The sequence below is a fragment of the Haemophilus sp. HN_Hi16 genome, from assembly GCF_049823435.1.
Lineage (GTDB): Bacteria > Pseudomonadota > Gammaproteobacteria > Enterobacterales > Pasteurellaceae > Haemophilus > Haemophilus influenzae_D.
Genome location: NZ_CP187500.1, coordinates 267,218 through 292,673, shown reverse-complemented (window position 1 = coordinate 292,673; position 25,456 = coordinate 267,218). Strand labels below are relative to the sequence as shown.

The following is a 25,456-nucleotide window of genomic DNA, read 5'->3' as shown; positions in this document are numbered from 1 at the left end:
ACAAGTAGAATAAGCCGAATTTTATTAACTTAACTAATCTAGGGGAATCAAAAATGAGTGTGTTAAGCAGCATTTTGGGAATGGTCGTATTAATCGCTATTGCCGTGTTACTGTCCAATAATCGTAAAGCGATTAGTATTCGAACCGTAATGGGGGCGTTAGCAATCCAAGTAGGATTTGCCGCCCTTATTTTATATGTGCCAGCAGGTAAACAGGCGTTGGGTGCCGCTGCGGATATGGTATCTAACGTTATTGCCTATGGTAACGACGGGATTAATTTCGTTTTCGGCGGATTAGCAGATCCAAGTAAACCATCAGGTTTTATTTTTGCAGTGAAAGTATTACCGATTATCGTGTTCTTCTCTGGCTTAATTTCTGTGCTTTACTATCTCGGCATTATGCAAGTCGTGATTAAAGTATTAGGTGGTGCATTGCAAAAAGCATTGGGTACGTCAAAAGCAGAATCAATGTCTGCGGCGGCGAATATTTTCGTCGGTCAAACTGAAGCACCACTAGTTGTTCGTCCTTACATTAAAAATATGACCCAATCTGAATTATTTGCCATTATGGTAGGTGGAACAGCCTCTATCGCGGGTTCAGTAATGGCGGGTTACGCAGGAATGGGCGTGCCATTGACATACTTAATCGCAGCATCATTTATGGCAGCGCCAGCAGGTTTATTATTTGCGAAATTAATGTTCCCACAAACTGAACAATTCACAGATAAACAACCAGAAGACAATGATTCAGAAAAACCAACTAACGTACTTGAAGCAATGGCGGGCGGTGCGAGTGCAGGTATGCAACTTGCATTAAACGTAGGTGCAATGTTAATCGCATTTGTTGGTTTAATTGCATTAATTAATGGTATTTTAAGTGGCGTTGGTGGCTGGTTTGGCTATGGCGACTTAACGTTACAATCTATCTTTGGTTTAATTTTCAAACCATTAGCATACTTAATCGGTGTAACAGATGGTGCTGAAGCAGGTATTGCAGGACAAATGATCGGGATGAAATTAGCGGTTAATGAATTTGTGGGTTATCTTGAATTTGCAAAATACTTACAACCAGATTCTGCAATTGTATTAACTGAAAAAACCAAAGCTATTATTACTTTCGCACTTTGTGGTTTTGCTAACTTCAGCTCAATTGCAATCTTAATCGGTGGTTTAGGTGGTATGGCTCCAAGCCGTCGTAGTGATGTTGCTCGTTTAGGTATCAAAGCCGTTATCGCTGGTACTCTCGCTAACTTAATGAGTGCAACTATTGCTGGGTTATTTATCGGCTTAGGTGCTGCAGCACTTTAATTTATCTTAATCAATTAAAAAGTGCGGTAAAAATGACCGCACTTTATTCATTTTTATTCATTATCAAAAATTAAGGAAAAATTATGACTCCACATATTAACGCGCCTGAAGGTGCATTTGCTGATGTTGTTTTAATGCCTGGCGATCCACTTCGTGCAAAATACATTGCAGAAACTTTTTTACAAGATGTAGTTGAAGTAACGAATGTTCGTAATATGCTTGGTTTTACTGGAACTTACAAAGGTCGTAAAATTTCTATTATGGGACACGGAATGGGGATCCCATCTTGCTCTATTTACGCGAAAGAATTAATTACTGAATATGGCGTGAAAAAAATCATCCGTGTAGGGTCTTGTGGTGCTGTTCGTATGGACGTAAAAGTGCGCGATGTGATTATCGGTTTAGGTGCATGTACTGATTCAAAAGTAAACCGTATTCGTTTCAAAGATAACGACTTTGCAGCTATTGCTGACTTCGATATGGCACAAGCCGCAGTTCAAGCTGCAAAAGCAAAAGGCAAAGCCGTTCGTGTCGGTAACCTATTCTCCGCTGATTTATTCTATACACCTGATGTTGAAATGTTCGATGTAATGGAAAAATACGGTATCTTAGGCGTGGAAATGGAAGCTGCTGGAATTTATGGTGTGGCTGCAGAATATGGTGTGAAAGCATTAACGATTTGTACCGTGTCTGACCACATTCGTACTCACGAACAAACCACGGCAGAAGAACGTCAATTAACATTCAATGATATGATTGAAATTGCGTTAGATTCAGTATTAATTGGTGATGCGCAATAATTTCTTGTAGCGGATTTAAGAAGTGCTTGAAAAACAACCGCACTTTTTATATAATCCGCGCCCATTATGAGCCGTTCGCGGCTCATATTTTTGTGTGGTGCAATATGTTGCACTGAAAATTATCGGGGAGCTATTTAATAGCGTTATTACCCAATTAGAGGAAAACTAAAATGGCAAAAAAAGTCCAAGCCTATGTTAAGTTGCAAGTTGCAGCTGGTATGGCAAACCCATCACCACCAGTTGGTCCTGCATTAGGTCAGCAAGGTGTGAACATTATGGAATTTTGTAAAGCATTCAACGCTCGTACTGAGAGCTTAGAAAAAGGTTTACCAATTCCAGTTGTTATCACTGTCTATGCAGACCGTTCATTTACTTTCGTCACTAAAACTCCACCAGCAGCAGTATTATTGAAAAAAGCTGCAGGTATCAAATCTGGTTCTGGTAAACCGAACAAAGATAAAGTGGGTAAAGTAACTTTAGATCAAGTTCGTCAAATCGCTGAAACTAAAGCAGCAGATATGACTGGTGCGACTATCGAAACCAAAATGAAATCAATCGCTGGTACTGCTCGTTCAATGGGCTTAGTGGTGGAGGAATAATACGATGGCTAAATTGACTAAAAAAATGAAAGCAATCAAAGCTGGCGTAGATTCTACTAAAGCATATGAAATCAACGAAGCAATCGCAGTATTAAAACAATTCGCAACGGCTAAATTCGTAGAAAGCGTTGATGTTGCAGTAAACTTAGGTATCGATCCTCGTAAATCTGACCAAAACGTGCGTGGTGCAACTGTATTACCACACGGTACTGGTCGCGAAGTACGCGTAGCTGTGTTCACTCAAGGTGCTAACGCAGATGCAGCTAAAGAAGCTGGTGCTGATTTAGTCGGTATGGAAGATTTAGCAGAGCAAATCAAAAAAGGCGAAATGAACTTTGATGTTGTTATCGCTTCTCCTGATGCAATGCGTGTTGTTGGTCAATTAGGTCAAGTATTAGGCCCACGTGGTTTAATGCCAAACCCTAAAGTTGGTACTGTAACTCCAAACGTTGCTGAAGCAGTTAAAAATGCTAAATCTGGTCAGATCCGTTATCGTAATGATAAAAACGGTATCATCCACACCACTATCGGTAAAGCAAACTTCTCTGAAGTTCAATTAAAAGAAAACCTTCAAGCATTATTGGCTGCTTTAAACAAAGCAAAACCAACTACTGCAAAAGGTATCTTCATCAAGAAAGTAAGCATCTCTACCACTATGGGTGCAGGTGTTGCTGTTGATCAAGCTTCTTTATAATTTAAAGAATTGATAGATTTTAAACCGCACTTTTTGAAAGTGCGGTTTTTTTATTTCATAAAATTTCTCCATACGTTTTAAACTTGACGAGAAAGCTACATTCATTTAAAATTTACCGCCTTAAAATTAGCAAAGATTTAGATTGATTTTTAATCAATTTTGACCTTTTATTGTTTAATTTAACCGTGTTTTTGATAGAAAGCACATCCATACAATGATAAATTCACCGTTATTTGTCGTTGTTTTGCTCAAGTTGTCGTCCTATGTAATTTGAGTTGTCACCCCACTACAGAAGTAAGGTTCAGAGTGCGGTCATTTTAACGGTCATTCACGTCACAGTTAGTTTGTGGCTAGGTCACTGAACAGTTAGCAGAGGAAAACCAATGGGTTACTCCTATTCTGAAAAAAAACGAATTCGTAAAGATTTCGGTAAACGTCCGCAAGTTTTAAATGTTCCTTATTTATTAACCATTCAGTTAGATTCTTTTGATAAATTTATTCAAAAAGATCCTGAAGGTCAGCAAGGTTTAGAAGCGGCATTTCGTTCTGTATTCCCGATTGTAAGCAATAATGGCTATACAGAATTACAATATGTAGATTATCGTTTAGAAGAACCTGAATTTGATGTACGTGAGTGCCAAATTCGTGGCTCAACTTATGCAGCAGGCTTACGTGTAAAATTACGTTTAGTGAGCTACGATAAAGAATCTTCTTCACGCGCAGTTAAAGATATTAAAGAAAATGAAGTTTATATGGGCGAAATCCCATTAATGACTGATAACGGTACTTTCGTAATTAATGGTACCGAGCGTGTTATCGTTTCACAATTACACCGTAGTCCAGGCGTATTCTTCGATTCTGACAAAGGTAAAACCCATTCTTCAGGTAAAGTGCTTTATAACGCACGTATTATTCCTTACCGTGGTTCTTGGTTAGATTTTGAATTTGATCCAAAAGATAACTTATTTGCACGTATTGACCGTCGCCGTAAATTGCCGGCAACAATCATTCTTCGTGCATTAGGTTACACCACTGAAGAAATCTTAAATCTATTCTTTGATAAAATTACCTTTGAAATCGCTGGCGATAAATTGTTAATGACTTTAGTGCCAGAACGTTTACGTGGTGAAACAGCTTCTTTTGATATTGAAGCAAATGGCAAAGTTTATGTTGAACGTGGTCGTCGTATTACCGCACGTCATATCAAAGCATTAGAAAAAGATAATATCTCACAAGTGGTTGTGCCTTCTGAATATATTTTAGGTAAAGTTGCATCTAAAGATTATGTTGATTTAGAGTCTGGCGAAATTATTTGTCCTGCAAATGGCGAAATTTCGTTAGAAACCCTCGCAAAATTAGCACAAGCTGGTTACACCACAATCGAAACTCTATTTACTAACGATTTAGATTACGGTCCATATATTTCTGAAACGCTACGTGTCGATCCTACTTATGATAAAACCAGTGCGCTTTACGAAATTTATCGTATGATGCGTCCGGGCGAGCCACCAACACCAGAATCTTCAGAAGCGTTATTCAATAATTTATTCTTCTCTGCAGAACGTTATGATTTATCTGCAGTAGGTCGTATGAAATTTAACCGTTCTTTAGCTTTTCCAGAAGGGGAAGGTGCGGGTATTTTAAGCAATGAAGATATTATTGCGGTAATGCGTAAATTGATTGACATCCGTAATGGTCGCGGCGAAGTAGACGATATTGACCATTTGGGTAACCGTCGTATCCGTAGCGTGGGCGAAATGGCTGAAAACCAATTCCGTATCGGTTTAGTGCGTGTTGAAAGAGCGGTCAAAGAACGTCTATCTTTAGGCGATTTAGATGCGATCACGCCACAAGACTTAATTAACCCGAAACCGATTTCTGCGGCAGTAAAAGAATTCTTTGGTTCTTCACAGCTTTCGCAATTTATGGATCAAAACAACCCATTGTCAGAAGTGACACACAAACGTCGTATTTCTGCATTAGGTCCGGGCGGTTTAACACGTGAGCGCGCAGGCTTTGAAGTGCGTGACGTACATAATACTCACTATGGTCGTTTATGTCCGATTGAAACCCCTGAAGGTCCAAACATCGGTTTGATCAACTCACTTTCTGCGTTTGCACGTACTAATGATTATGGTTTCTTAGAAACGCCATATCGTAAAGTAATTGATGGCCAAGTGACTGAAGAAATTGAATATTTATCTGCAATTGATGAAGCAAACTATATCATCGCACAGGCAAACTCAAACTTAGACGAAAATAACCGCTTTACAGATGCATTTGTTACTGCTCGTGGCGAACGTGGCGAATCTGGTTTATATAAACCTGAAGATATTCACTATATGGACGTTTCGACACAACAAGTGGTATCTGTTGCGGCTGCATTAATTCCATTCCTTGAGCATGACGATGCGAACCGTGCGTTGATGGGGGCGAACATGCAACGTCAAGCAGTTCCAACATTACGTGCGGACAAACCATTAGTTGGTACAGGTATGGAAAAACCAATTGCACTTGACTCTGGTGTGGCGGTTGTTGCAAAACGTGGTGGTACCGTTCAGTACGTCGATGCGTCTCGTATCGTGATTAAAGTAAATGAAGATGAAACCATTGCAGGCGAAGCAGGTATTGATATTTATAACTTAATTAAATACACCCGCTCTAACCAAAATACTTGTATTAACCAAATTCCTTGTGTGAATTTAGGCGATCCAATTAATCGTGGCGAAGTATTAGCAGATGGCCCTTCAACTGATTTGGGCGAACTTGCATTGGGTCAAAACATTCGTGTGGCGTTTATGCCTTGGAATGGTTATAACTTTGAAGACTCAATGTTAGTTTCTGAACGTGTTGTTCAACAAGACCGTTTTACTACAATTCACATTCAAGAGTTATCTTGTGTTGCGCGTGATACTAAATTAGGTTCAGAAGAAATTACGGCAGATATTCCAAACGTAGGGGAGTCTGCATTAAGTAAACTTGATGAATCTGGTATCGTTTATGTTGGTGCCGAAGTTAAAGGTGGCGACATCTTAGTAGGTAAAGTAACCCCTAAAGGCGAAACTCAATTAACCCCAGAAGAAAAATTGTTACGTGCAATCTTTGGGGAAAAAGCTTCCGATGTGAAAGATTCTTCATTACGCGTGCCAAATGGTACATCAGGTACGGTTATTGATGTTCAAGTCTTCACTCGTGATGGCGTAGAAAAAGATAAACGTGCATTAGAAATCGAAGAAATGCAACTTCGTGAAGCGAAAAAAGATTTAACTGAAGAGTTAGAGATTTTAGAAGCTGGTTTATTTGCTCGTGTGCGTAATCTTCTTATTTCTAGTGGTGCTGATGCAGTGCAATTAGATAAAGTAGAGCGTACTAAATGGTTAGAACAAACCATTGCAGATGAAGAAAAACAAAATCAATTAGAACAGCTTGCTGAGCAATACGAAGAACTTCGTAAAGAGTTTGAACATAAACTTGAAGTGAAACGTAAGAAAATCATTAAAGGCGATGATCTTGCACCGGGCGTATTAAAAGTGGTTAAAGTTTACCTCGCAGTGAAACGTCAAATCCAACCAGGCGATAAAATGGCGGGTCGTCACGGTAACAAAGGTGTTATTTCGAAAATTAACCCAGTTGAAGATATGCCATACGATGAAAATGGTCAGCCAGTTGAAATCGTATTAAACCCACTGGGCGTACCGTCTCGTATGAACATCGGTCAGATCCTTGAAACTCACTTAGGTTTAGCAGCAAAAGGTATTGGTGATCAAATCAATGCAATGCTTAAACAAAAACAAGAAGTGGAAAAATTACGTAGCTATATCCAAAAAGCATACGATTTATTAGGTAATGGTTCACAAAAAGTGGATTTAAGCACCTTTACTGATGAAGAAGTATTGCGTTTAGCGGGAAATTTACGTAAGGGCTTACCAGTTGCAACGCCGGTGTTCGATGGTGCAGACGAAGCGGAAATCAAAGAGCTATTAAAACTTGGTGGATTACCAACTTCAGGTCAAATTACCCTTTACGATGGTCGTACTGGCGAGAAATTTGAACGTCCAGTAACCGTAGGTTATATGTACATGCTCAAATTGAACCACTTAGTCGATGATAAAATGCACGCTCGTTCAACAGGTTCTTATAGCCTTGTTACACAACAGCCATTGGGTGGTAAAGCGCAATTTGGTGGTCAGCGTTTCGGTGAGATGGAGGTATGGGCTCTTGAAGCATATGGTGCAGCCTACACCTTACAAGAAATGCTAACTGTGAAATCCGATGATGTGAATGGTCGTACGAAGATGTATAAAAATATCGTAAGTGGCAACCAACATATGGATCCAGGCACACCAGAATCTTTCAACGTAATTATGAAAGAAATCCGCTCACTTGGTTTAAATATCGAGTTAGATGAAGAGTAATTTCATTCTTGCCTTCCCCTGCTTGCGGGGGAAGGTGCCCGAAGGGCGGAAGGGGGCAATTCCCCCCTCAGCCTGCGGCAGCTCCCCCCGTAAACAGGGGGAGCGAAGAGAAAGAATGACGAAACAATAAATCGCCGAAGTGCGGTCAAAATTCTCTGAAATTTTTAACCGCACTTTAAACCTTTAACTCCGACAGGAGAACATTTGTGAAAGACTTAGTTAAGTTTTTAAAAGCACAATCAAAAACCAGTGAAGATTTTGATGTGATTAAAATTGGGTTAGCTTCCCCAGATATGATCCGTTCTTGGTCATTTGGTGAAGTGAAGAAACCTGAAACCATTAACTACCGTACGTTCAAACCTGAACGTGATGGTCTTTTCTGTGCGCGTATCTTCGGGCCTGTAAAAGATTACGAATGTTTATGTGGTAAATATAAACGTTTAAAACACCGTGGTGTGATTTGTGAAAAATGTGGTGTTGAAGTCACTCAAACTAAAGTTCGTCGTGAACGTATGGGTCATATTGAACTTGCATCGCCAGTTGCACATATTTGGTTCTTAAAATCGTTACCATCTCGTATCGGTTTACTTTTAGATATGCCATTGCGCGATATCGAACGTGTACTTTACTTTGAAATGTACATCGTGACTGAGCCAGGTATGACGGACTTGGAGCGCGGTCAATTATTAACTGAAGAACAATACCTTGACGCTGAAGATCGTTGGCAAGATGAATTTGAAGCGAAAATGGGTGCCGAAGCGATTCAAGATCTCTTAAAAGGTATGGATCTTGAAGCTGAATGTGAAAAATTACGTGAAGAATTACAAGAAACTAACTCTGAAACTAAACGTAAAAAAATCACTAAACGCTTAAAATTATTAGAAGCATTTGTTCAATCTGGTAATAAACCAGAATGGATGGTAATGACTGTATTACCAGTTCTTCCACCAGATTTACGTCCATTAGTGCCGCTTGATGGTGGTCGTTTTGCGACTTCAGATTTGAACGATTTATATCGTCGTGTGATCAACCGTAACAACCGTTTAAAACGTTTATTAGATTTAATTGCACCAGATATTATTGTGCGTAACGAAAAACGTATGTTACAAGAATCTGTTGATGCGTTATTAGATAATGGTCGTCGTGGTCGTGCAATTACGGGCTCTAACCGTCGTCCATTAAAATCATTAGCGGATATGATCAAAGGTAAACAAGGTCGTTTCCGTCAAAATTTATTAGGTAAACGTGTTGATTACTCTGGTCGTTCTGTAATCACTGTAGGTCCATACTTGCACTTACACCAATGTGGTTTACCGAAGAAAATGGCCTTGGAATTATTCCGTCCGTTTATCTATGCGAAATTAGAAAGCCGTGGTTATGCAACGACAATCAAAGCGGCGAAGAAAATGGTTGAGCGTGAAGATGCGATCGTTTGGGATATTCTTGCAGAAGTTATTCGTGAACACCCAATTCTATTGAACCGTGCGCCAACACTTCACCGTTTGGGTATCCAAGCGTTTGAACCGATCTTAATCGAAGGTAAAGCGATTCAATTACACCCACTCGTTTGTGCTGCGTTCAACGCAGACTTCGATGGTGACCAAATGGCGGTACACGTTCCATTAACCCTTGAAGCGCAATTAGAAGCTCGTGCGTTGATGATGTCCACCAATAACGTGCTTTCTCCAGCAAACGGTGATCCTATTATCGTTCCATCACAAGACGTGGTATTAGGTCTTTACTATATGACCCGCGAAAAAGTGAACGGTAAAGGCGAAGGTATGTTATTGCAAGATCCTCGCGAAGCTGAAAAAGCATATCGTACAGGCGAAGCAGAATTACATTCTCGCGTGAAAGTGCGTATTACTGAATATGTGAAAAATGAAGCGGGCGAATTTGATGCGAAAACCACGCTGACTGATACAACTATCGGTCGTGCAATCTTATGGATGATCGCACCGAAAGGCATGCCTTATTCATTGTTCAACCAAACATTAGGTAAAAAAGCCATTTCTAAACTGATTAACGAAGCATATCGTCGTTTAGGTTTAAAAGAAGCGGTAATGTTTGCTGACCAAATTATGTATACCGGTTTTGCGTATGCGGCACGTTCTGGGTCATCAGTTGGTATTGATGATATGGAAATTCCAGCGAAGAAATACGAAATTATTTCTGCAGCGGAAGAAGAAGTAGCTGAGATCCAAGAACAATTCCAATCAGGTCTTGTGACGGCAGGCGAACGCTATAATAAAGTAATCGATATTTGGGCTGCCGCGAATGAGCGCGTAGCGAAAGCGATGATGGAAAACTTATCTCAAGAAGAAGTCATCAATCGTGAAGGTAATCCTGAAAAACAAGCGTCCTTTAACAGTATCTTTATGATGGCTGATTCTGGTGCGCGTGGTTCTGCAGCTCAGATTCGTCAGTTAGCAGGTATGCGTGGTTTGATGGCTCGTCCAGATGGCTCGATCATTGAAACCCCAATTACAGCAAACTTCCGTGAAGGTTTGAACGTATTACAGTACTTTATTTCAACCCACGGTGCTCGTAAAGGTTTGGCGGATACCGCATTAAAAACAGCGAACTCAGGTTACTTAACTCGTCGTTTAGTTGATGTGGCACAAGACTTAGTGATTGTAGAAGATGACTGTGGTACGCACGAAGGCTTAGTCATGACCCCATTAATTGAAGGTGGAGATGAAAAAGTGCCACTTCGTGAATTAGTATTAGGTCGTGTTGCTGCAGAAGATATTTTAAAACCAGGTACAGAAGAAGTATTAATTCCGCGTAACACCTTATTAGATGAAAAACTCTGTGATGTGTTGGATGCAAACTCTGTAGATAGCGTAAAAGTACGTTCTGTTGTAACTTGTGATACTGATTTTGGTGTATGTGCGAAATGTTATGGTCGTGATCTTGCGCGTGGTCATTTAATCAACCAAGGCGAAGCGGTGGGCGTTATTGCCGCTCAATCTATCGGTGAGCCGGGTACACAGCTAACAATGCGTACGTTCCATATTGGTGGTGCGGCATCTGCGGCAGCGAAAGAATCTAGTGTGCAAGTTAAAAACACTGGTACAGTGCATTTAATGAATGCAAAATTCGTGACTAACGATGAAAGCAAACTAGTATTAACTTCTCGTAACACGGAATTAACTATTACTGATGCATTTGGTCGTACTAAAGAACATTATAAAGTGCCTTACGGTGCGGTATTAAGCAAAGGTGACGGTCAAGAAGTCACTGCAGGCGAAACTATCGCAAATTGGGATCCACATACAATGCCAGTTGTCTCTGAAGTATCTGGTTTTGTGAAATTTGTAGATATTATTGATGGTTTAACTGTGACGCGTCAAACAGATGAATTAACAGGTTTATCATCAATCGTGGTTCAAGATGTGGGTGAACGTGCAACTGCGGGTAAAGATTTACGTCCAACTATTAAATTAGTTGATGCAAATGGCAACGATATTTTCTTACCTGAAACTGATGTTCTTGCACAATACTTCTTACCTGGTAAAGCAATCGTAAGTTTAGACGATGGCACAGCAGTAAAAGTGGGTGAACCATTAGCACGTATTCCGCAAGAATCCGTGGGTACTAAAGATATTACTGGTGGTCTACCACGCGTTGCGGATTTATTTGAAGCACGTAAACCAAAAGAACCCGCTATCTTGGCTGAAATTTCTGGTATCGTGTCTTTCGGTAAAGAAACTAAAGGTAAACGCCGTTTATTAATTACTCCTGCGGAAGGCGAAACTTACGAAGAAATGATTCCAAAATGGCGTCAGCTCAACGTATTTGAAGGCGAAATGGTACAACGTGGTGACGTAATTTCTGATGGTGCTGAAACACCACATGATATTTTACGTTTACGTGGCGTGCGTGCAGTAACTGAATACATCGTGAACGAAGTACAAGATGTTTACCGCTTACAAGGGGTAAAAATCAACGATAAACATATCGAAGTAATTGTTCGCCAAATGTTACGTAAAGCGGTAATTACTAAAGCTTACGACTCAGAATTCCTTGAGGGGGAACAAGTCGAAGTGGCTCGCGTGAAAATTGTTAATCGCCAACGCGAAGCAGAAGGCAAACCGCCAGTTGAATTTGAACGCGAATTATTGGGTATTACCAAAGCGTCTCTTGCGACTGAATCTTTCATCTCTGCCGCATCGTTCCAAGAAACTACTCGTGTTCTTACCGAAGCAGCAGTGGCAGGTAAACGTGATGAATTACGTGGCTTGAAAGAGAACGTAATCGTAGGTCGATTAATTCCTGCGGGTACAGGTTTTGCGTATCATCAAAATCGTCACAAACATCGTTTAGTTGATGATGTCGTAGCGAAATTATCTGAAGAAGATGAAGCTGCTATCGCTGATGAATTTGTTATGACTGCAGATGATGCTAGTGCGAACTTAGCTGAAATGCTTAACATGGCAGATGATGCGGAATAATTAATTCCCTATATAAGAAAACCCGAATGAAAGTTCGGGTTTTTTATTTTTATGAAAATGGGTAGAGGTTTTATGCCAGAACAACAAGTATGTTTCTTCATAGAAATTCACAAAAATTTGAGACTTTTAGAAAAGTCTGTTGTTGATAGTTATGTTACACTTTGCTCAGATTTTTCAAAATAAGGATCATACTATGAATACAACAAAGCCTTTTCCTCTTCCAACAGGATATTTCGGTATTCCTCTTGGTTTAGCAGCCTTATCTTTAGCTTGGTTTCATTTAGAAAACTTATTTCCTGCTGCGCGAATGGTAAGTGATGTTCTTGGCATTGTAGCAAGTGCGGTCTGGATTTTATTTATTTTAATGTATGCGTATAAACTTCGTTATTACTTTGAGGAAGTTCGTGCAGAGTATCATAGCCCAGTTCGTTTTTCCTTTATTGCATTGATTCCTATTACAACTATGTTGGTAGGCGATATTCTTTATCGTTGGAATCCTTTAATTGCTGAAGTTTTAATTTGGATTGGAACGATTGGTCAATTACTTTTCTCAACATTACGTGTCAGTGAATTATGGCAAGGTGGTGTATTTGAGCAAAAATCTACTCATCCTTCGTTTTATTTGCCTGCGGTTGCTGCAAATTTCACCAGTGCAAGTTCATTAGCATTACTTGGCTATCATGATTTAGGCTACTTATTCTTTGGCGCAGGAATGATTGCTTGGATTTTTTTTGAACCTGTATTATTACAACATTTACGTATTTCATCTCTTGAGCCACCATTTAGAGCCACAATGGGGATTGTTTTAGCACCTGCGTTTGTGTGTGTATCTGCTTATTTATCGATCAATCACGGCGAGGTGGATACGTTAGCTAAAATCCTTTGGGGATATGGATTTTTGCAATTATTTTTCTTACTGCGATTATTCCCTTGGATTGTGGAAAAAGGACTTAACATTGGCTTATGGGCATTCTCATTCGGATTAGCGTCTATGGCAAACAGTGCTACCGCTTTCTATCATGGCAATGTTTTACAAGGCGTGTCTATTTTTGCCTTTGTTTTCTCAAATGTAATGATTGGCTTATTGGTTTTAATGACAATATATAAATTAACTAAAGGGCAGTTTTTCCTAAAATAAGGCATTTAAATTAACTAAGGCAGGGATTACCTGCCTTATTTACATATTACATCTATTTGTCTTTTTCTATTTCAATCACTTCTACACAATTTACCGTACCCGCTTTAATTCGCCATTTCACATTAAATTCATACAAACTCATACCATAAATACGATCACTTGGTTTACCTTGTTGATAGGCTGGGCGAGGATCTTGCTCTAGCACTTGACGAATAAAACGACTTAAGTGCGGTCGTTTTTCTTCTCGTTTTTTTACCGCACTTTTGACTTGCTCGGTAAATTCAACAGTCAGTTTTACTGGTGGTTTTTCTTGGGCAAAGCTCGATTGCGCATTTGGCTCACTATCCGCATAGGCAATATAGGGTTTGATATCGAAAATGGGCGTGCCATCCACTAAATCCACCGCACCTAAATGGAGAAAAATGTTACCGTTGATGCATTCTACTTGACGTAATTCGACTTTGGATAAACCAAGAGGATTTGGGCGGTGCGTTGCGCGTGAAGCAAATACACCAACTCGTTGATTACCGCCTAACCGTGGAGGGCGTACGGTGGGTTGCCATTTTCCTTGTTGGATTTGGTCGAACTGAAAAATTAACCAAAGATGACTGAATTGTTCTAATCCTCTCACGGCTTCAGGCGAATTATAAGGCGGTAAGAGTTCTACAATGCCTACTCCGTCTTCAACTAAATTAGGTTGGCGTGGTACGGAGAATTTTTCTTTATAAGGCGTGTGGATAATGGCGATAGGCGATAAAGTTAAATCATTCATAAATTGGGTGTCTTAGTGTAGAATACGCGGCTTATTGTAATCAAAAGTGCGGTCAAAAAAAATGACAAATGAAAAATTGAAAATGTGGTGGGAAACGGCTCGACCAAAAACTTTACCCTTAGCGTTGGCATCGATTTTCACGGGTTCGGCATTAGGTTATTGGGCGAATCCACAAGGTTTTAATGGGCTTGTAATGGTGCTTTGTTTACTCACGACAATTTTATTGCAGGTGCTTTCTAATTTTGCCAATGATTATGGGGATCATCAAAAAGGTTCAGATACTGAAGAACGTATTGGGCCATTACGTGGCATTCAAAAAGGCGCAATTTCAGCAAAAGAACTGAAATGGGGATTAATTCTAATGGTGATGGCAAGTTTTCTTTCAGGAAGTTTCTTGATTGGAATCGCTTATGAAAATCTCTCAGATTTATTCGCTTTCGCTGGGCTTGGAATTTTAGCTATTGTTGCTGCCATTACTTACACAGTTGGGGTAAAACCTTATGGCTATATGGGCTTGGGCGATATTTCTGTGTTGGTATTTTTTGGTTTGCTTGGTGTTGGCGGTACTTATTATTTGCAAACTCACAGTATTGATAGCCACATTATTTTGCCTGCTATTGGTTCTGGCTTATTGGCAAGTGCGGTATTAAATATCAATAATTTACGCGATATTGAACAGGATGCGAAAGCTGGCAAAAATACCCTAGCTGTTCGTTTAGGTGCATATAAAGGGCGTGTTTATCATTGTATTTTATTAAGTGTGGCGGCCCTATGTTATTTAGCATTTGCGGTGGTAACGGCTATTTCTTGGACAAATTATTTATTTGTATTAGCAATGCCGTTGTTAGCTAAACATGCGATCTTTGTTTATCGCAGTCAGCAGCCAAGTGAATTGCGTCCAATATTGGCTCAAATGTCTATGATTTCGTTATTAATCAATATCTTGTTTAGTTTAGGCTTGCTTATCGGCTAAATCGGCATATACTAAAGCAAACAAAATTTCAACAATCGATAGGGGAAAGTTATGTTTATTGATACTTCAGAACTTTGCGATCTTTATGCAGAACAAGTGGATGTCGTGGAGCCAATTTTTTCAAGCTTTGGTGGTGTAAGTCATTTTTACGGTAAAGTCACTACAGTAAAATGCTTTGAAAGTAATGGATTAATTGCTGAAGTATTAGAAGAAAACGGCGAAGGTCGAGTGCTTGTCATTGATGGCGGTGGTGCGGTACGCCGTGGTTTGATTGATGCAGAATTGGCTCAACTTGCCGTTGATAATGGTTGGGAAGGCATTATTGTATATGGTGCAGTACGCCAAATTCAGCAATTAGAAAACCTCGATATTGGTATTCATGCCCTTGCGCCAATTCCAGTTAGTGCAGATGAAAGCAGTGCTGGCGAGAGTGATATTCCAGTGAATTTTGGTGGCGTAACCTTTTTCCCAGAAGATTATATTTACGCAGATCTGACAGGAATTATACTTTCGCAAGAGCCTCTAGATTTAGAAGATTAATTTCTACTTGATTAACATCTTAGTATTTTATTTAAGCTTTCCTATTCTAAACGGCGTATGATACTAAAAAATTAAATTGTAACTATATGATATATAAAACCCCGTTCAATTTGAACGGGGTTAAAAGTGCGGTAAATTTTTAATGCGTTTTATGGCTTGTGCTATACAAAATTTTGTCCGTATAAGCTAAAGCAATTGCCGACACTAAAAAGCCCAAGTGCAACAATAACTGCCACATCATCGTTTTTTCTGGCATATTGCTTGCATTCACAAAAGTTTGCAACATATGGATAGATGAAATGCCGATAATAGACATAGAAAGTTTAACTTTCAACACGGTGGCATTTACGTGGCTCATCCATTCAGGCTGATCGGGGTGATTACGTGTACGCAATTTAGATACAAAGATTTCATAGCCACCGATAGTCACCATCACAAGCAAGTTGGCGATCATCACGACATCAATCAAATTCAACACGCCTAACATAATTGTGTTGGAATCCATATCATTGACATTAATCACCAACGCCCATAATCCTTTGATAAATTTATAAGAGTAGATTGCAAGGGTGACAATCAAGCCCAAATAAATCGGCACTTGCAACCAGCGACTAGCAAAAATTATTTTCGCGATAATATTCGATTGTTCGTTATATTTCGCATAAGGATCAACAGGTTTGTTTTCTTTCATAAGATTTTATTCCTAAATTAAACAGTGGGTTAAATAAACAAAAAAACCGCAAGAAAATAGCAGTTTTTTTGAAAATAGCAATAAGGAAATTGAGTTATTCTAATTTTATTTGAAACTGTAAATAGACTCTCTTAACACACAAGTCGGTTCTAACACCAAAGTGCGGTAATTTTCATTAGGATTTTTAATTCGTTGCAATAGTGTTTCAACAGCGAGTTTGCCAAGTTCAGCTTTCGGTTGGCAAATGGTGGAGAGAGGAGGCGAGAGATAACGAGCCAATTCAATGTCATCATAGCCCATAATTGAAAGATCTTGCGGAATACGTAAGCCTTGTTGCTGAATAGCTTGGTATGCACCGACAGCAATGGTGTCACTACAACAAAAAACTGCTGTTGGACGTGAAGATTGAGTAAGTAAAGATTGTATGCCAAGTACACCGCCTTCAAAGTCAAAATGACTTTCGACAATCCAATGAGGATTTAACGCAATTTTTGCTTCCGATAGCGCATTTTTATAACCTTGCAAACGATTTTGTGCGACAGATTTTTTGAGATTTCCCGTAATAATGCCAATTTTACGATGTCCTGCATCAATTAATGCTTTTGTCGCCAAATAGCCACCAAGTGCTGAATTTTCGAGTATTTTATCTGCATTTAACTCAGTAAACCACCAGTCCATCACAACGAGTGGTAGCGAAATGGCTAACTCTATATCAGCCTGAAAACGGCTATCACCACACATCAAAAGCAAACCATCCACTTGTTTGTGCATTAGAGTTTGCAGATTTTGTTGTAGGCGTTTGGCATCGCCACCAGTGGCAGCAATAATAAGATTATATTGATGCTGCTGACAATATTGCTCCACGCCAGCCATCACTTCTGCAAAGAATGGATTATTTGTTGCGGTGACAAGTAGCCCGATAGTTTTGGTTTCGCGCACCTTAAGACTTCGTGCAACAGCTGAGGGGGTGTAATTCAGTTCAGCGACAATACGCATCACTTTCTCACGAATTTCATCGCTAACAAAACGCGATCCATTAATGACATGTGAAACTGTGGAAGTCGAAACTTGCGCCAGTCGTGCAATATCTTTCATTGTCGCCATAAAAACACCCTAAAAATTCACCGCACTTTAAGCGTATTCAAGAAAATCTAAAGTTTCTTGACGCGTTGGAATAGAGGATTGAGCCCCTTTTTTCGTCACACTAATCGCAGCGGCAGCTTGCCCAAAACGAATGGCTTCATCAAAGGATTTTTCTTCCAATAAAGCCGTAACAAAACCGCCATTAAATGTATCACCAGCTGCGGTAGTATCTATTGCTTGCACACAAAAGCCCTTAATGATGCGGCTTTTACCTTTTCGACTGACAAACACGCCTTTCGCGCCAAGGGTAATCATCACGGTTTCAATACCTTTATCGTGAAAAACACTCGCAGCTTTCACCGCACTTTGCTCGTCAGTTACCGCTACCCCCGTTAAGATTTCAGCTTCTGTTTCATTTGGTGTAATAATATCAATCAAACTCAATAATTCGTCCGATAAAATCTGCGCTGGAGCAGGATTTAGCACAACCTGAACACCATTTTTCTTAGCGATTTGAGCAGCAAGCTCCACACCAGAAAGTGGGGTTTCTAATTGCATTAACAAGCAATCCGATTGTGCAATTTGCGCCTCACTTTGACGAACAACTATCTCACCCAAATGTGCATTTGCACCGCTAGCCAGCACAATACTGTTCTCGCCCGATTGGGCAACTTGAATAAATGCCATTCCTGTCATTTCCTGTGAAACGGTACTAATATGGGTTGTATCAATCCTTTCCTTGGCAAACGCATTTTTCATTGTTTCGCCAATGCTATCTGATCCAATACAACTAATGAACGCTACCTTTGCCCCTAAGCGAGCAGCCGCCACTGCTTGATTGGCACCTTTGCCACCATAGGCAATTTGATAATTTTGACCAGTTAGCGTTTCACCGGGTTTAGCAAAGTAAGGCACAGAAATAACGTGATCAGCATTGATACTACCGAGAACCGTGAGGGTTTTTCTCATTATTTTATCCTGTATTGTTATATTTTTTCTTTCTACACAATGGGACAAATATAATTTGCCCCATAATGTGATATAACGAGCTTATTCAGTAGATAGATTATTCGCTTATTACTTTCAAATCTACTGGAATTTTCGCTTCAACTTTTTCGCCCTTTAAGATTTTATCAGCGGTAACAACACCTAATGAACCAATAAGCTCGGGTTGTTGTGCGATAGTTGCCGCCATTTTGCCACTTTTTACAGCTTTTACTCCATCATCGGTACCATCAAAACCTACGATAAGGACTTTTTTATTTGCTGCTTTCACCGCACGCAATGCACCTAATGCCATTTCATCATTTTGCGCAAAAATTGCTTGAACATCACCTTTAGATGCCAACAAATTTTCCGTTACATTCAAACCTTTTGTTCGATCAAAATCTGCTGGCTGACTGGCAAGCACATTGAATTTATGAGCATCAATAGCTTGTTTGAAACCCTCGCCTCGTTCGCGTGCTGCAGATGTTCCCGCAATACCTTCAAGTTGAATCACCTTGGCATTATCGCCTAATTTCTGTGCGATAAAATCACCTGCCATTTTACCACCTGCGATATTGTCAGATGCAATATGGCTCACTACGTTTCCTTTAGCTGCGCCACGATCTAATGTAATTACTGGAATATGCTTACGGTTTGCAATCGCCACTGCGTTGCCAACTGCTTCAGAATCAGTTGGATTGATCAATAATATTTTTGCACCACGCACAGTTAAATCTTCAACATTAGCTAATTCTTTAGCAGGGTCATTTTGTGAATCAAGCACCACTAACTTATAACCTAATTCATCCGCTTTTTTCTGTGCGCCATCTTTTAACGTTACAAAAAATGGGTTATCTAATGTAGATACTGCCAAAGCGATTGTGTCTTGTGCAGAAGCAGAGCCAGAAACAGCCAAACCTAATAATACAGCAGAAGTAAGTGCGGTTAGTTTTTTCATAGTTTCTCCTTAAAGTGAGTTACAGTTTTTTTGTACCAAGATAGTTATCGGCTAAAACAGCAACCAAAATAACCAACGCTTTTGCTATCATTTGATAGTAAGATGAAATATCTAATAAATTTAATGCATTGTTTAAAAATCCGATGATTAATGCACCGATGAGAGTTCCCATTACACGACCTTTTCCCCCCATCAAACTGGTTCCACCGACTACCACGGCAGCAATTGCATCTAATTCATAAGATACGCCAGCAGTGGGTTGAGCAGAAGATAAACGTGAAGTAACAATTAAACCTGCTAATGCAGAAAGAAATCCACTCACCGCAAAAACAAATACTTTGATTTTATTGACATTAATACCAGAAAGTTGAGTTGCTGATTCATTACCACCGAGCGCGTAGATATAACGACCAATAGGCGTGTGTTTTAAAATATACCAAGCGACAGCAAACACGATACTCATAATCCAAATTGGTACTGGGATACCTAAAAAATAGCCTGTACCAATACTGGCAAATAGATCAGCATTATCCGAAAAACCTGTCGTAATAGGACGACCATCTGTATAAACCATTGTTATACCACGTAGTAAGGTCATGGTAACCAAGGTAGCAATAAACGCCTGAACTTTTCCCTTTGCAACAATTACGCCACTTATGCTACCAAGAAGTGTTCCAATCAATAAAACCACAGGAATTACTAAAAAAATAGGCAATTCAAGACTTACCATTGAGGCTGCAATAGCGCCAGTCAATGCCAATACAGACCCCACAGAAAGATCTATACCTGCAATTAAAATAACAAAGGTCATCCCCACTGCAATAATCGCATTAACCGAAGTTTGACGTAAAATATTCAAAATATTATCTACACTGAAAAAATCGGGATTAATCATTGATACAATCGCAATAAGAATAATCAATGCAATAAAAGATCGTTGTTCAATCAAAAATTTGCCTATTTGGATAGAAGATGTTTCAGTTTTCATCATATTTACCTACGCTTATTTACCGATAGCTGCTGCTAATAATTTTTCTTGAGTTGCCTCTTCACGAGAAAATTCTGCACTGATTCTGCCTTCTCGCATAACCAAAATGCGATCACTCATACCAAGCACTTCTGGCATATCAGATGAGATCATTAAAATACTCAACCCCTCTTTCTTAAATTCGTTAATCAACTGATAAATTTCTTTCTTCGCGCCGACATCTACGCCACGAGTTGGTTCATCTAAAATCAACACATTTGGGCGAGTCATTAATCCACGAGCAATTGCCACTTTTTGTTGATTTCCACCAGATAGCAAACCTACTTGTTGATCACGATTAGGTGTTTTAATGTTAAACATCAGAATAAAGTCATCTACTGCCATTTTTTCCGCTTGATGACGAATACCGCCTTTTTGTGAAAAATGATCGAGCGATGTGAGCGACATATTTTCTTTTACTGACATTCCTAAAACCAAGCCATCACCTTTACGATCTTCAGAAATATATACAATACCATTATCCAAACCATCTTGCGGACTGAGATTCTCAATCTCTTGATTTTTTAACCGCACTTTTCCCGCCGTTTTTGGCAAAGCACCGTAAAGTAGCTTGCCGAGTTCCGTTCTACCCGCGCCCATTAAGCCCGAGACACCAACAATTTCACCGGCATGCAATTTGAAGGAAACATCATCAATGCCGCTTCCGCTCACATGTTTCACATCCAATACACATTCGCCTTTTTCTTGTGATAAATGCGGATATTGTTCATCAAGACGACGACCAACCATCATTTCAATTAAATCATCTTCTGTAATTTCTGCCACAATGCGTTCACCGATAAATTGACCATCGCGTAAAACCGTCACATCATCACAAATTTGGAAAATTTCTTTTAAACGATGAGAGATATAAACAATGCCACGATTTTCTGCTTTGAGTTCACGAATCACATTGAATAGGGCTTCGGTCTCCGTATCTGTGAGCGCATCGGTTGGTTCATCCATAATGATAACTTTGGATTCAAAACTTAAGGCTTTGGCTATCTCCACCATTTGTTGCTCACCAATAGAAAGTTCAGCGCAAAGCTGTTTACTGCTGTGAGTTACCCCCAAACGTGCAAGTAGATTGTCTGCTTCTTGGTGCATTTTCTGCCAGTTAATCGCTCCCCACGAGGTTTTAAATTCACGACCAAGGAAAATGTTTTCTGCAATCGTGAGATTACCGACCAAATTCAGTTCTTGGTGAATAATACTAATGCCAGCTTCCTGTGAGGCTTTAGGTCCATTGAAATTAACTGATCGATTAAGATACTCAATTGTGCCTGCATCTTTAGAATAAATACCAGTAAGCACCTTCATCAAAGTCGATTTACCCGCCCCATTTTCCCCCATCAATGCCATTACGCGTCCAGCGTAAACAGATAAACAGGCATTATTCAAGGCTTTCACACCTGGAAATGACTTATCAACACCACTAATTTTGAGTAAAGTTTCCATAATTTCACCCTGATTAAAATGGCACGCCAGAATATAAAATCACATTGGCATAAGGTGAACATTCGCCAGTACGAACAATAGCTTTACTTTCGAGGGTGAATTTTTTAAAAGTTTCGTGCGATACAAATTCCACTTGTATTTGATTACCCTGATGGCTTTCAAGTTGTTGAAGTTGTGTTAAAAGTGCGGTCAATATTTCTGGATTTTTTTCTTTAATTTCTTCTGCAATAACAACGCGTTCAACATACATTTCATTCGTTACTACATTCAACGTTTGTAGAAAACTTGGTACACCCGCAGTTAATGCGAGATCGATACGTTCCACACTTAACGGAATTGGAAGTCCCGCATCGCAAATCGTCAAACTTTCTGTGTGACCAACAGAAGCGATACAACGAGAAAGTTGTGCATTTAATAACATTGTTTTTTTCATATATTTCCTCTTTCCATCTTTATCGAAACGTTTCGATAAGATAAATATAAAGAACAAAAATAGAAAAACAACTAAGAAATTTCAAATTTGGGATATTGATCACAAAATTTCTAGATAGGATAAAAAATTCTCCGACCAAATTTACATTCAATCGGAGAATAAATTATTGAAGATTTTCTTGATTTAAGACATTCAATCTAGCCAAATCCAGCTGATTATTCAATAAGTCCACATCGGGCATTGTTTTATTGGCTTTTGCGGAAAGGGTTTTAAATCGTTCTACTTTGCCAACTAATCCTTGTTGGCCAACAAGTGCGGTGACGGTGCTGTTGTATTGGTTGCTGACAGTGGAAAGCGTATTGCCGAGTTTACTTAAACGCTCTGCCACCAAACAAATTTGGTTATAGATTTCGCCCGCTTTTTCAGCAATTTCTTTTGCCTCAGCATTACCACGTTCGATACGCCACAGGTTTGCCACGGTGCGTAAAATCGGCATTAATGTAGTGTGAGAAACCATAATTACGTTACGTTCATAACCATAATTAAATAAAGCAGGATCAGCTTTTAAAGCTTCAATATACGCAGGTTCCACTGCAATAAACATAAGAACAAAATTTGGGCTACGCATGCCAATAAGATTGCTGTAATCTTTTTTATGCAGATCGTTAATATGGGTTTTTAATGCGGAAATATGTTCTTTTAGTAAACGCTCACGTTCAAAATCATCCTCAGAATTTACCGCACTTTCATAAGCCACCAACGACATTTTGCTATCGATAATTAAATGTTTCTCATCAGGTAGATTCAACACAAAATCAGGATAATTTCGTCCACCTTGTTCATCTTTAAAATGCGCTTGAGCGCGGTAATGCATATTTTCTTCAAGTCCAGCCAGTTGCAAAGCGCGTTCTAATTGCACTTCGCCCCAGTTGCCTAAAGTTTTCTTTTCGCCTTTCAGCGCTGAAGTTAAATTACTCGCCTCTTGCGACATATTCAGACCAATTTCCAGCACTTTTTTGATTTCAGCTTCCAAGCCTGCATTGCCTTTCACGGATTCGGAGTGAATTTCATTGACCCGTTTTTGGAAACCTTCAATTTGCTCACGGAAAGGCTTGAGCAAGGTTTCCAAAGCAGTTTGATTTGATTGACTAAATGATCGACTTTTTTCATCTAAAATCCGATTGGCTAGATTTTGGAATTCCACACCTAATTGCTGCTTGGATTGTTCAAAGTTCTGTTGTTGCTCTGAAAAATGCTTTTCTTTCTCTGCTAAGGTTGTTTTTAATCCTGTTAATTCTTGAGAAAGTGCGGTCAATTTTTCAGTCAAATTTTGTCGTTCTTGCGTGAGATGATGTATTTGTTCATCACGTTCAGTTAAACGATATTGCAGCCCTTGATTTTCAGTCTGTATTTTAATTGTTTGTTGTTCAAACTGGTTTTTAATGCTACTAAGTTCATCAAATTTACTGGCAAGCTGATTATAATCTTGAGTCGTTTTCGATAATTCTTGATGAAGATGTGTATATTTTTGCTGGCGTAGAATAAGTAATAAAATCAATATAATAACAACAGCTAACAAGCTGAAAAGTAACAAATTTTCTGACATATCTCTCTCTTAATGGAAAACACAAATTGTAGTGAAAAATATTATTTTAATTCTGCTTTAAAGTGCGGTAAATTTTTTAACTGATTTAGAATTTATGCCCATACAAAAATTAATTATTCTAGTCAATTTTGATGGCAATGCTTTAGAAAAACATTGTTGTATTTTAACGGTATTTATCTAAAAACTTGTAATACTGCACACCAATCTTTGTCGCAAGATCTTTGATAATTCGACCACCATAAACAGAGGGGACTTTCAGACCTTCAAAAATAGATAAACGTTCATCGTCTCCCAAAATCGCCTCCGCTACAATTCGTCCTGCAAGACCAGTCAAAGCAACACCGTGACCAGAATAACCATGAGCAAAATAAATGTGCGGAGAAATACGACCAAAATGTGGCGTTGAATTTAATGTCATATCAATGGGGCCTGCCCAGCCATAATCGATTTTGACATTTTCAAGTTGCGGAAATACGCGCAACATATTTTTCCGCATAATCGCGACCATATCTTTTTCTGATCTAGAATCACTACCAAAAAGCAGACGATTGTCCGCACTTAAACGATAATAGTCTAATAATAAATTGTTATCGCACACCGACATACCATTATTAATAATAGAATCAGCAACTGCTTGGCTTAACGGCTCTGTGGCGATAATAAAACTTTCTACAGGTAATATTTTACGATTAATGCCGTGATGAATAGATTTCGGGAGTGCATCAATATAAGCATTGGTGGCTAAAATAACGTCTTGAGAAATAACCGCACTTTTAGCTGTTTTAACCTCAACGCAACCATTTTTCTCAACCGTATCCACTACAGGAGATTGTTCAAAAATCTGAACACCCAGATCAACACAAGCTTTCGCTAAACCTAAGCAATAATTAAGTGGATGCAAATGCCCAGAGTTACTATCAAATAAGCCGCCCACATAAATATCACTGCCTAAGTGCTGTTTTAATTTAGCTTTATCCCAAAGTTGCATATTCTGATAGCCAAAATTCTCATGACTTTCTTTTTCAATTTGAATTAAGTCATCCATTCGACGTTCATTTAATGCCAATGTGGCATAGCCTTTTTTCCAATCGCATTGAATGCCATATTTTTCAATACGTTCATCAATAATATCAATGGCCTCTAATGACATATTCCAAAGTTTATGTGCTTTATCTTCGCCAACTTGTTTAACGTATTCATCAATGCCTTCTTCAAAGCCATTAATTGCCTGCCCACCACTACGACCAGAAGCCCCAAATCCTACTCTAGCACCCTCTAATACAATGACTTTTTTCCCTTTTTCAGCCAGTTCTAATGCTGCAGATAAACCAAAAAATCCAGCCCCGATCACACATACATCAGTATGTTCAATTTGAGTAAGTGGGGGAAATTGAAAATCTTGGTTACGAGAATCGAAATAATAAGAGCGAACGTGTTCTTGATAGGCAAAATTAAGCATAAAAAATCTCTTAGGAAAAAACTGGCAAAATCTTACCCCTAAAGGGAAATATGTCAAAC

Annotated in this window: 19 protein-coding genes; 9 read left to right on the top strand and 10 right to left on the bottom strand. The window is 39.2% G+C overall.

Annotated elements, in window-relative coordinates; all coding sequences use genetic code 11:
* The first annotated feature begins 53 nt into the window (after nucleotides 1-53).
* The 7 genes from ACPT9C_RS01425 to tehA all read left to right on the top strand — a co-directional run bounded on the left by ACPT9C_RS01425 (nucleotide 54) and on the right by tehA (nucleotide 13,410).
* A complete protein-coding gene (locus tag ACPT9C_RS01425; protein WP_061671422.1) occupies nucleotides 54-1,307 on the top strand; it encodes a NupC/NupG family nucleoside CNT transporter in 1,254 nt (417 codons plus the stop codon).
* An 83-nt stretch (nucleotides 1,308-1,390) separates the two neighbouring features.
* Complete coding sequence (gene deoD / locus ACPT9C_RS01420) at nucleotides 1,391-2,107, top strand: purine-nucleoside phosphorylase (RefSeq protein ID WP_005651974.1); 717 nt, start codon at nucleotides 1,391-1,393, stop codon at nucleotides 2,105-2,107.
* A 170-nt stretch (nucleotides 2,108-2,277) separates the two neighbouring features.
* Entirely contained in the window at nucleotides 2,278-2,706 is a 429-nt protein-coding gene (rplK, locus tag ACPT9C_RS01415) for a 50S ribosomal protein L11 (protein WP_005630840.1), read from the top strand.
* 4 nt (nucleotides 2,707-2,710) lie between these two features.
* Complete coding sequence (gene rplA, locus ACPT9C_RS01410; protein ID WP_005649467.1) at nucleotides 2,711-3,400, top strand: 50S ribosomal protein L1; 690 nt, start codon at nucleotides 2,711-2,713, stop codon at nucleotides 3,398-3,400.
* Nucleotides 3,401-3,783: 383 nt separating this feature from the next.
* Complete coding sequence (gene rpoB, locus ACPT9C_RS01405; protein WP_050948933.1) at nucleotides 3,784-7,815, top strand: DNA-directed RNA polymerase subunit beta; 4,032 nt, start codon at nucleotides 3,784-3,786, stop codon at nucleotides 7,813-7,815.
* 206 nt (nucleotides 7,816-8,021) lie between these two features.
* A complete protein-coding gene (gene rpoC, locus ACPT9C_RS01400; protein ID WP_425627472.1) occupies nucleotides 8,022-12,272 on the top strand; it encodes a DNA-directed RNA polymerase subunit beta' in 4,251 nt (1,416 codons plus the stop codon).
* 193 nt (nucleotides 12,273-12,465) lie between these two features.
* Nucleotides 12,466-13,410, top strand: coding sequence for a dicarboxylate transporter/tellurite-resistance protein TehA (gene tehA / locus ACPT9C_RS01395; protein ID WP_163467125.1), 945 nt, complete (start codon nucleotides 12,466-12,468; stop codon nucleotides 13,408-13,410).
* 52 nt (nucleotides 13,411-13,462) lie between these two features.
* On the opposite strand, the gene tsaA is transcribed toward tehA, so the two are convergent.
* Nucleotides 13,463-14,182: a tRNA (N6-threonylcarbamoyladenosine(37)-N6)-methyltransferase TrmO gene (gene tsaA / locus ACPT9C_RS01390; RefSeq protein WP_040034525.1), complete on the bottom strand. Its 720-nt coding sequence runs from the start codon at nucleotides 14,180-14,182 to the stop codon at nucleotides 13,463-13,465.
* Between the two features lie 61 nt (nucleotides 14,183-14,243).
* Between tsaA and menA the strand changes: the two genes are divergently transcribed.
* A complete protein-coding gene (gene menA, locus ACPT9C_RS01385; protein WP_425627471.1) occupies nucleotides 14,244-15,155 on the top strand; it encodes a 1,4-dihydroxy-2-naphthoate octaprenyltransferase in 912 nt (303 codons plus the stop codon).
* Nucleotides 15,156-15,206: 51 nt separating this feature from the next.
* Nucleotides 15,207-15,695, top strand: a complete 489-nt coding sequence (gene rraA / locus ACPT9C_RS01380) for a ribonuclease E activity regulator RraA (RefSeq protein WP_005649446.1) — start codon at nucleotides 15,207-15,209, stop codon at nucleotides 15,693-15,695.
* A gap of 139 nt (nucleotides 15,696-15,834) precedes the next feature.
* On the opposite strand, the gene ACPT9C_RS01375 is transcribed toward rraA, so the two are convergent.
* From ACPT9C_RS01375 to ACPT9C_RS01335, 9 genes are all read right to left on the bottom strand, one after another.
* Nucleotides 15,835-16,386, bottom strand: coding sequence for a TIGR00645 family protein (locus tag ACPT9C_RS01375; RefSeq protein WP_006995184.1), 552 nt, complete (start codon nucleotides 16,384-16,386; stop codon nucleotides 15,835-15,837).
* A 105-nt stretch (nucleotides 16,387-16,491) separates the two neighbouring features.
* Entirely contained in the window at nucleotides 16,492-17,490 is a 999-nt protein-coding gene (locus tag ACPT9C_RS01370) for a substrate-binding domain-containing protein (protein ID WP_054457169.1), read from the bottom strand.
* Between the two features lie 27 nt (nucleotides 17,491-17,517).
* Nucleotides 17,518-18,438, bottom strand: a complete 921-nt coding sequence (gene rbsK / locus ACPT9C_RS01365) for a ribokinase (protein WP_046067625.1) — start codon at nucleotides 18,436-18,438, stop codon at nucleotides 17,518-17,520.
* Between the two features lie 97 nt (nucleotides 18,439-18,535).
* Complete coding sequence (rbsB, locus tag ACPT9C_RS01360) at nucleotides 18,536-19,414, bottom strand: ribose ABC transporter substrate-binding protein RbsB (RefSeq protein WP_005639843.1); 879 nt, start codon at nucleotides 19,412-19,414, stop codon at nucleotides 18,536-18,538.
* 19 nt (nucleotides 19,415-19,433) lie between these two features.
* Nucleotides 19,434-20,402: a ribose ABC transporter permease gene (gene rbsC, locus ACPT9C_RS01355; protein ID WP_425627470.1), complete on the bottom strand. Its 969-nt coding sequence runs from the start codon at nucleotides 20,400-20,402 to the stop codon at nucleotides 19,434-19,436.
* Between the two features lie 15 nt (nucleotides 20,403-20,417).
* Nucleotides 20,418-21,899: a ribose ABC transporter ATP-binding protein RbsA gene (gene rbsA / locus ACPT9C_RS01350; protein WP_425627469.1), complete on the bottom strand. Its 1,482-nt coding sequence runs from the start codon at nucleotides 21,897-21,899 to the stop codon at nucleotides 20,418-20,420.
* Between the two features lie 13 nt (nucleotides 21,900-21,912).
* The gene (gene rbsD / locus ACPT9C_RS01345; protein WP_005664526.1) at nucleotides 21,913-22,332 is read right to left on the bottom strand and encodes a D-ribose pyranase; all 420 of its coding nucleotides are present in this window, start codon (nucleotides 22,330-22,332) and stop codon (nucleotides 21,913-21,915) included.
* Between the two features lie 163 nt (nucleotides 22,333-22,495).
* Nucleotides 22,496-23,938, bottom strand: a complete 1,443-nt coding sequence (gene rmuC / locus ACPT9C_RS01340; protein ID WP_425627468.1) for a DNA recombination protein RmuC — start codon at nucleotides 23,936-23,938, stop codon at nucleotides 22,496-22,498.
* A 163-nt stretch (nucleotides 23,939-24,101) separates the two neighbouring features.
* On the bottom strand, nucleotides 24,102-25,397 hold the full coding sequence (locus ACPT9C_RS01335; RefSeq protein WP_050948922.1) for an NAD(P)/FAD-dependent oxidoreductase: 1,296 nt from the start codon (nucleotides 25,395-25,397) through the stop codon (nucleotides 24,102-24,104).
* Nucleotides 25,398-25,456: the final 59 nt, after the last annotated feature.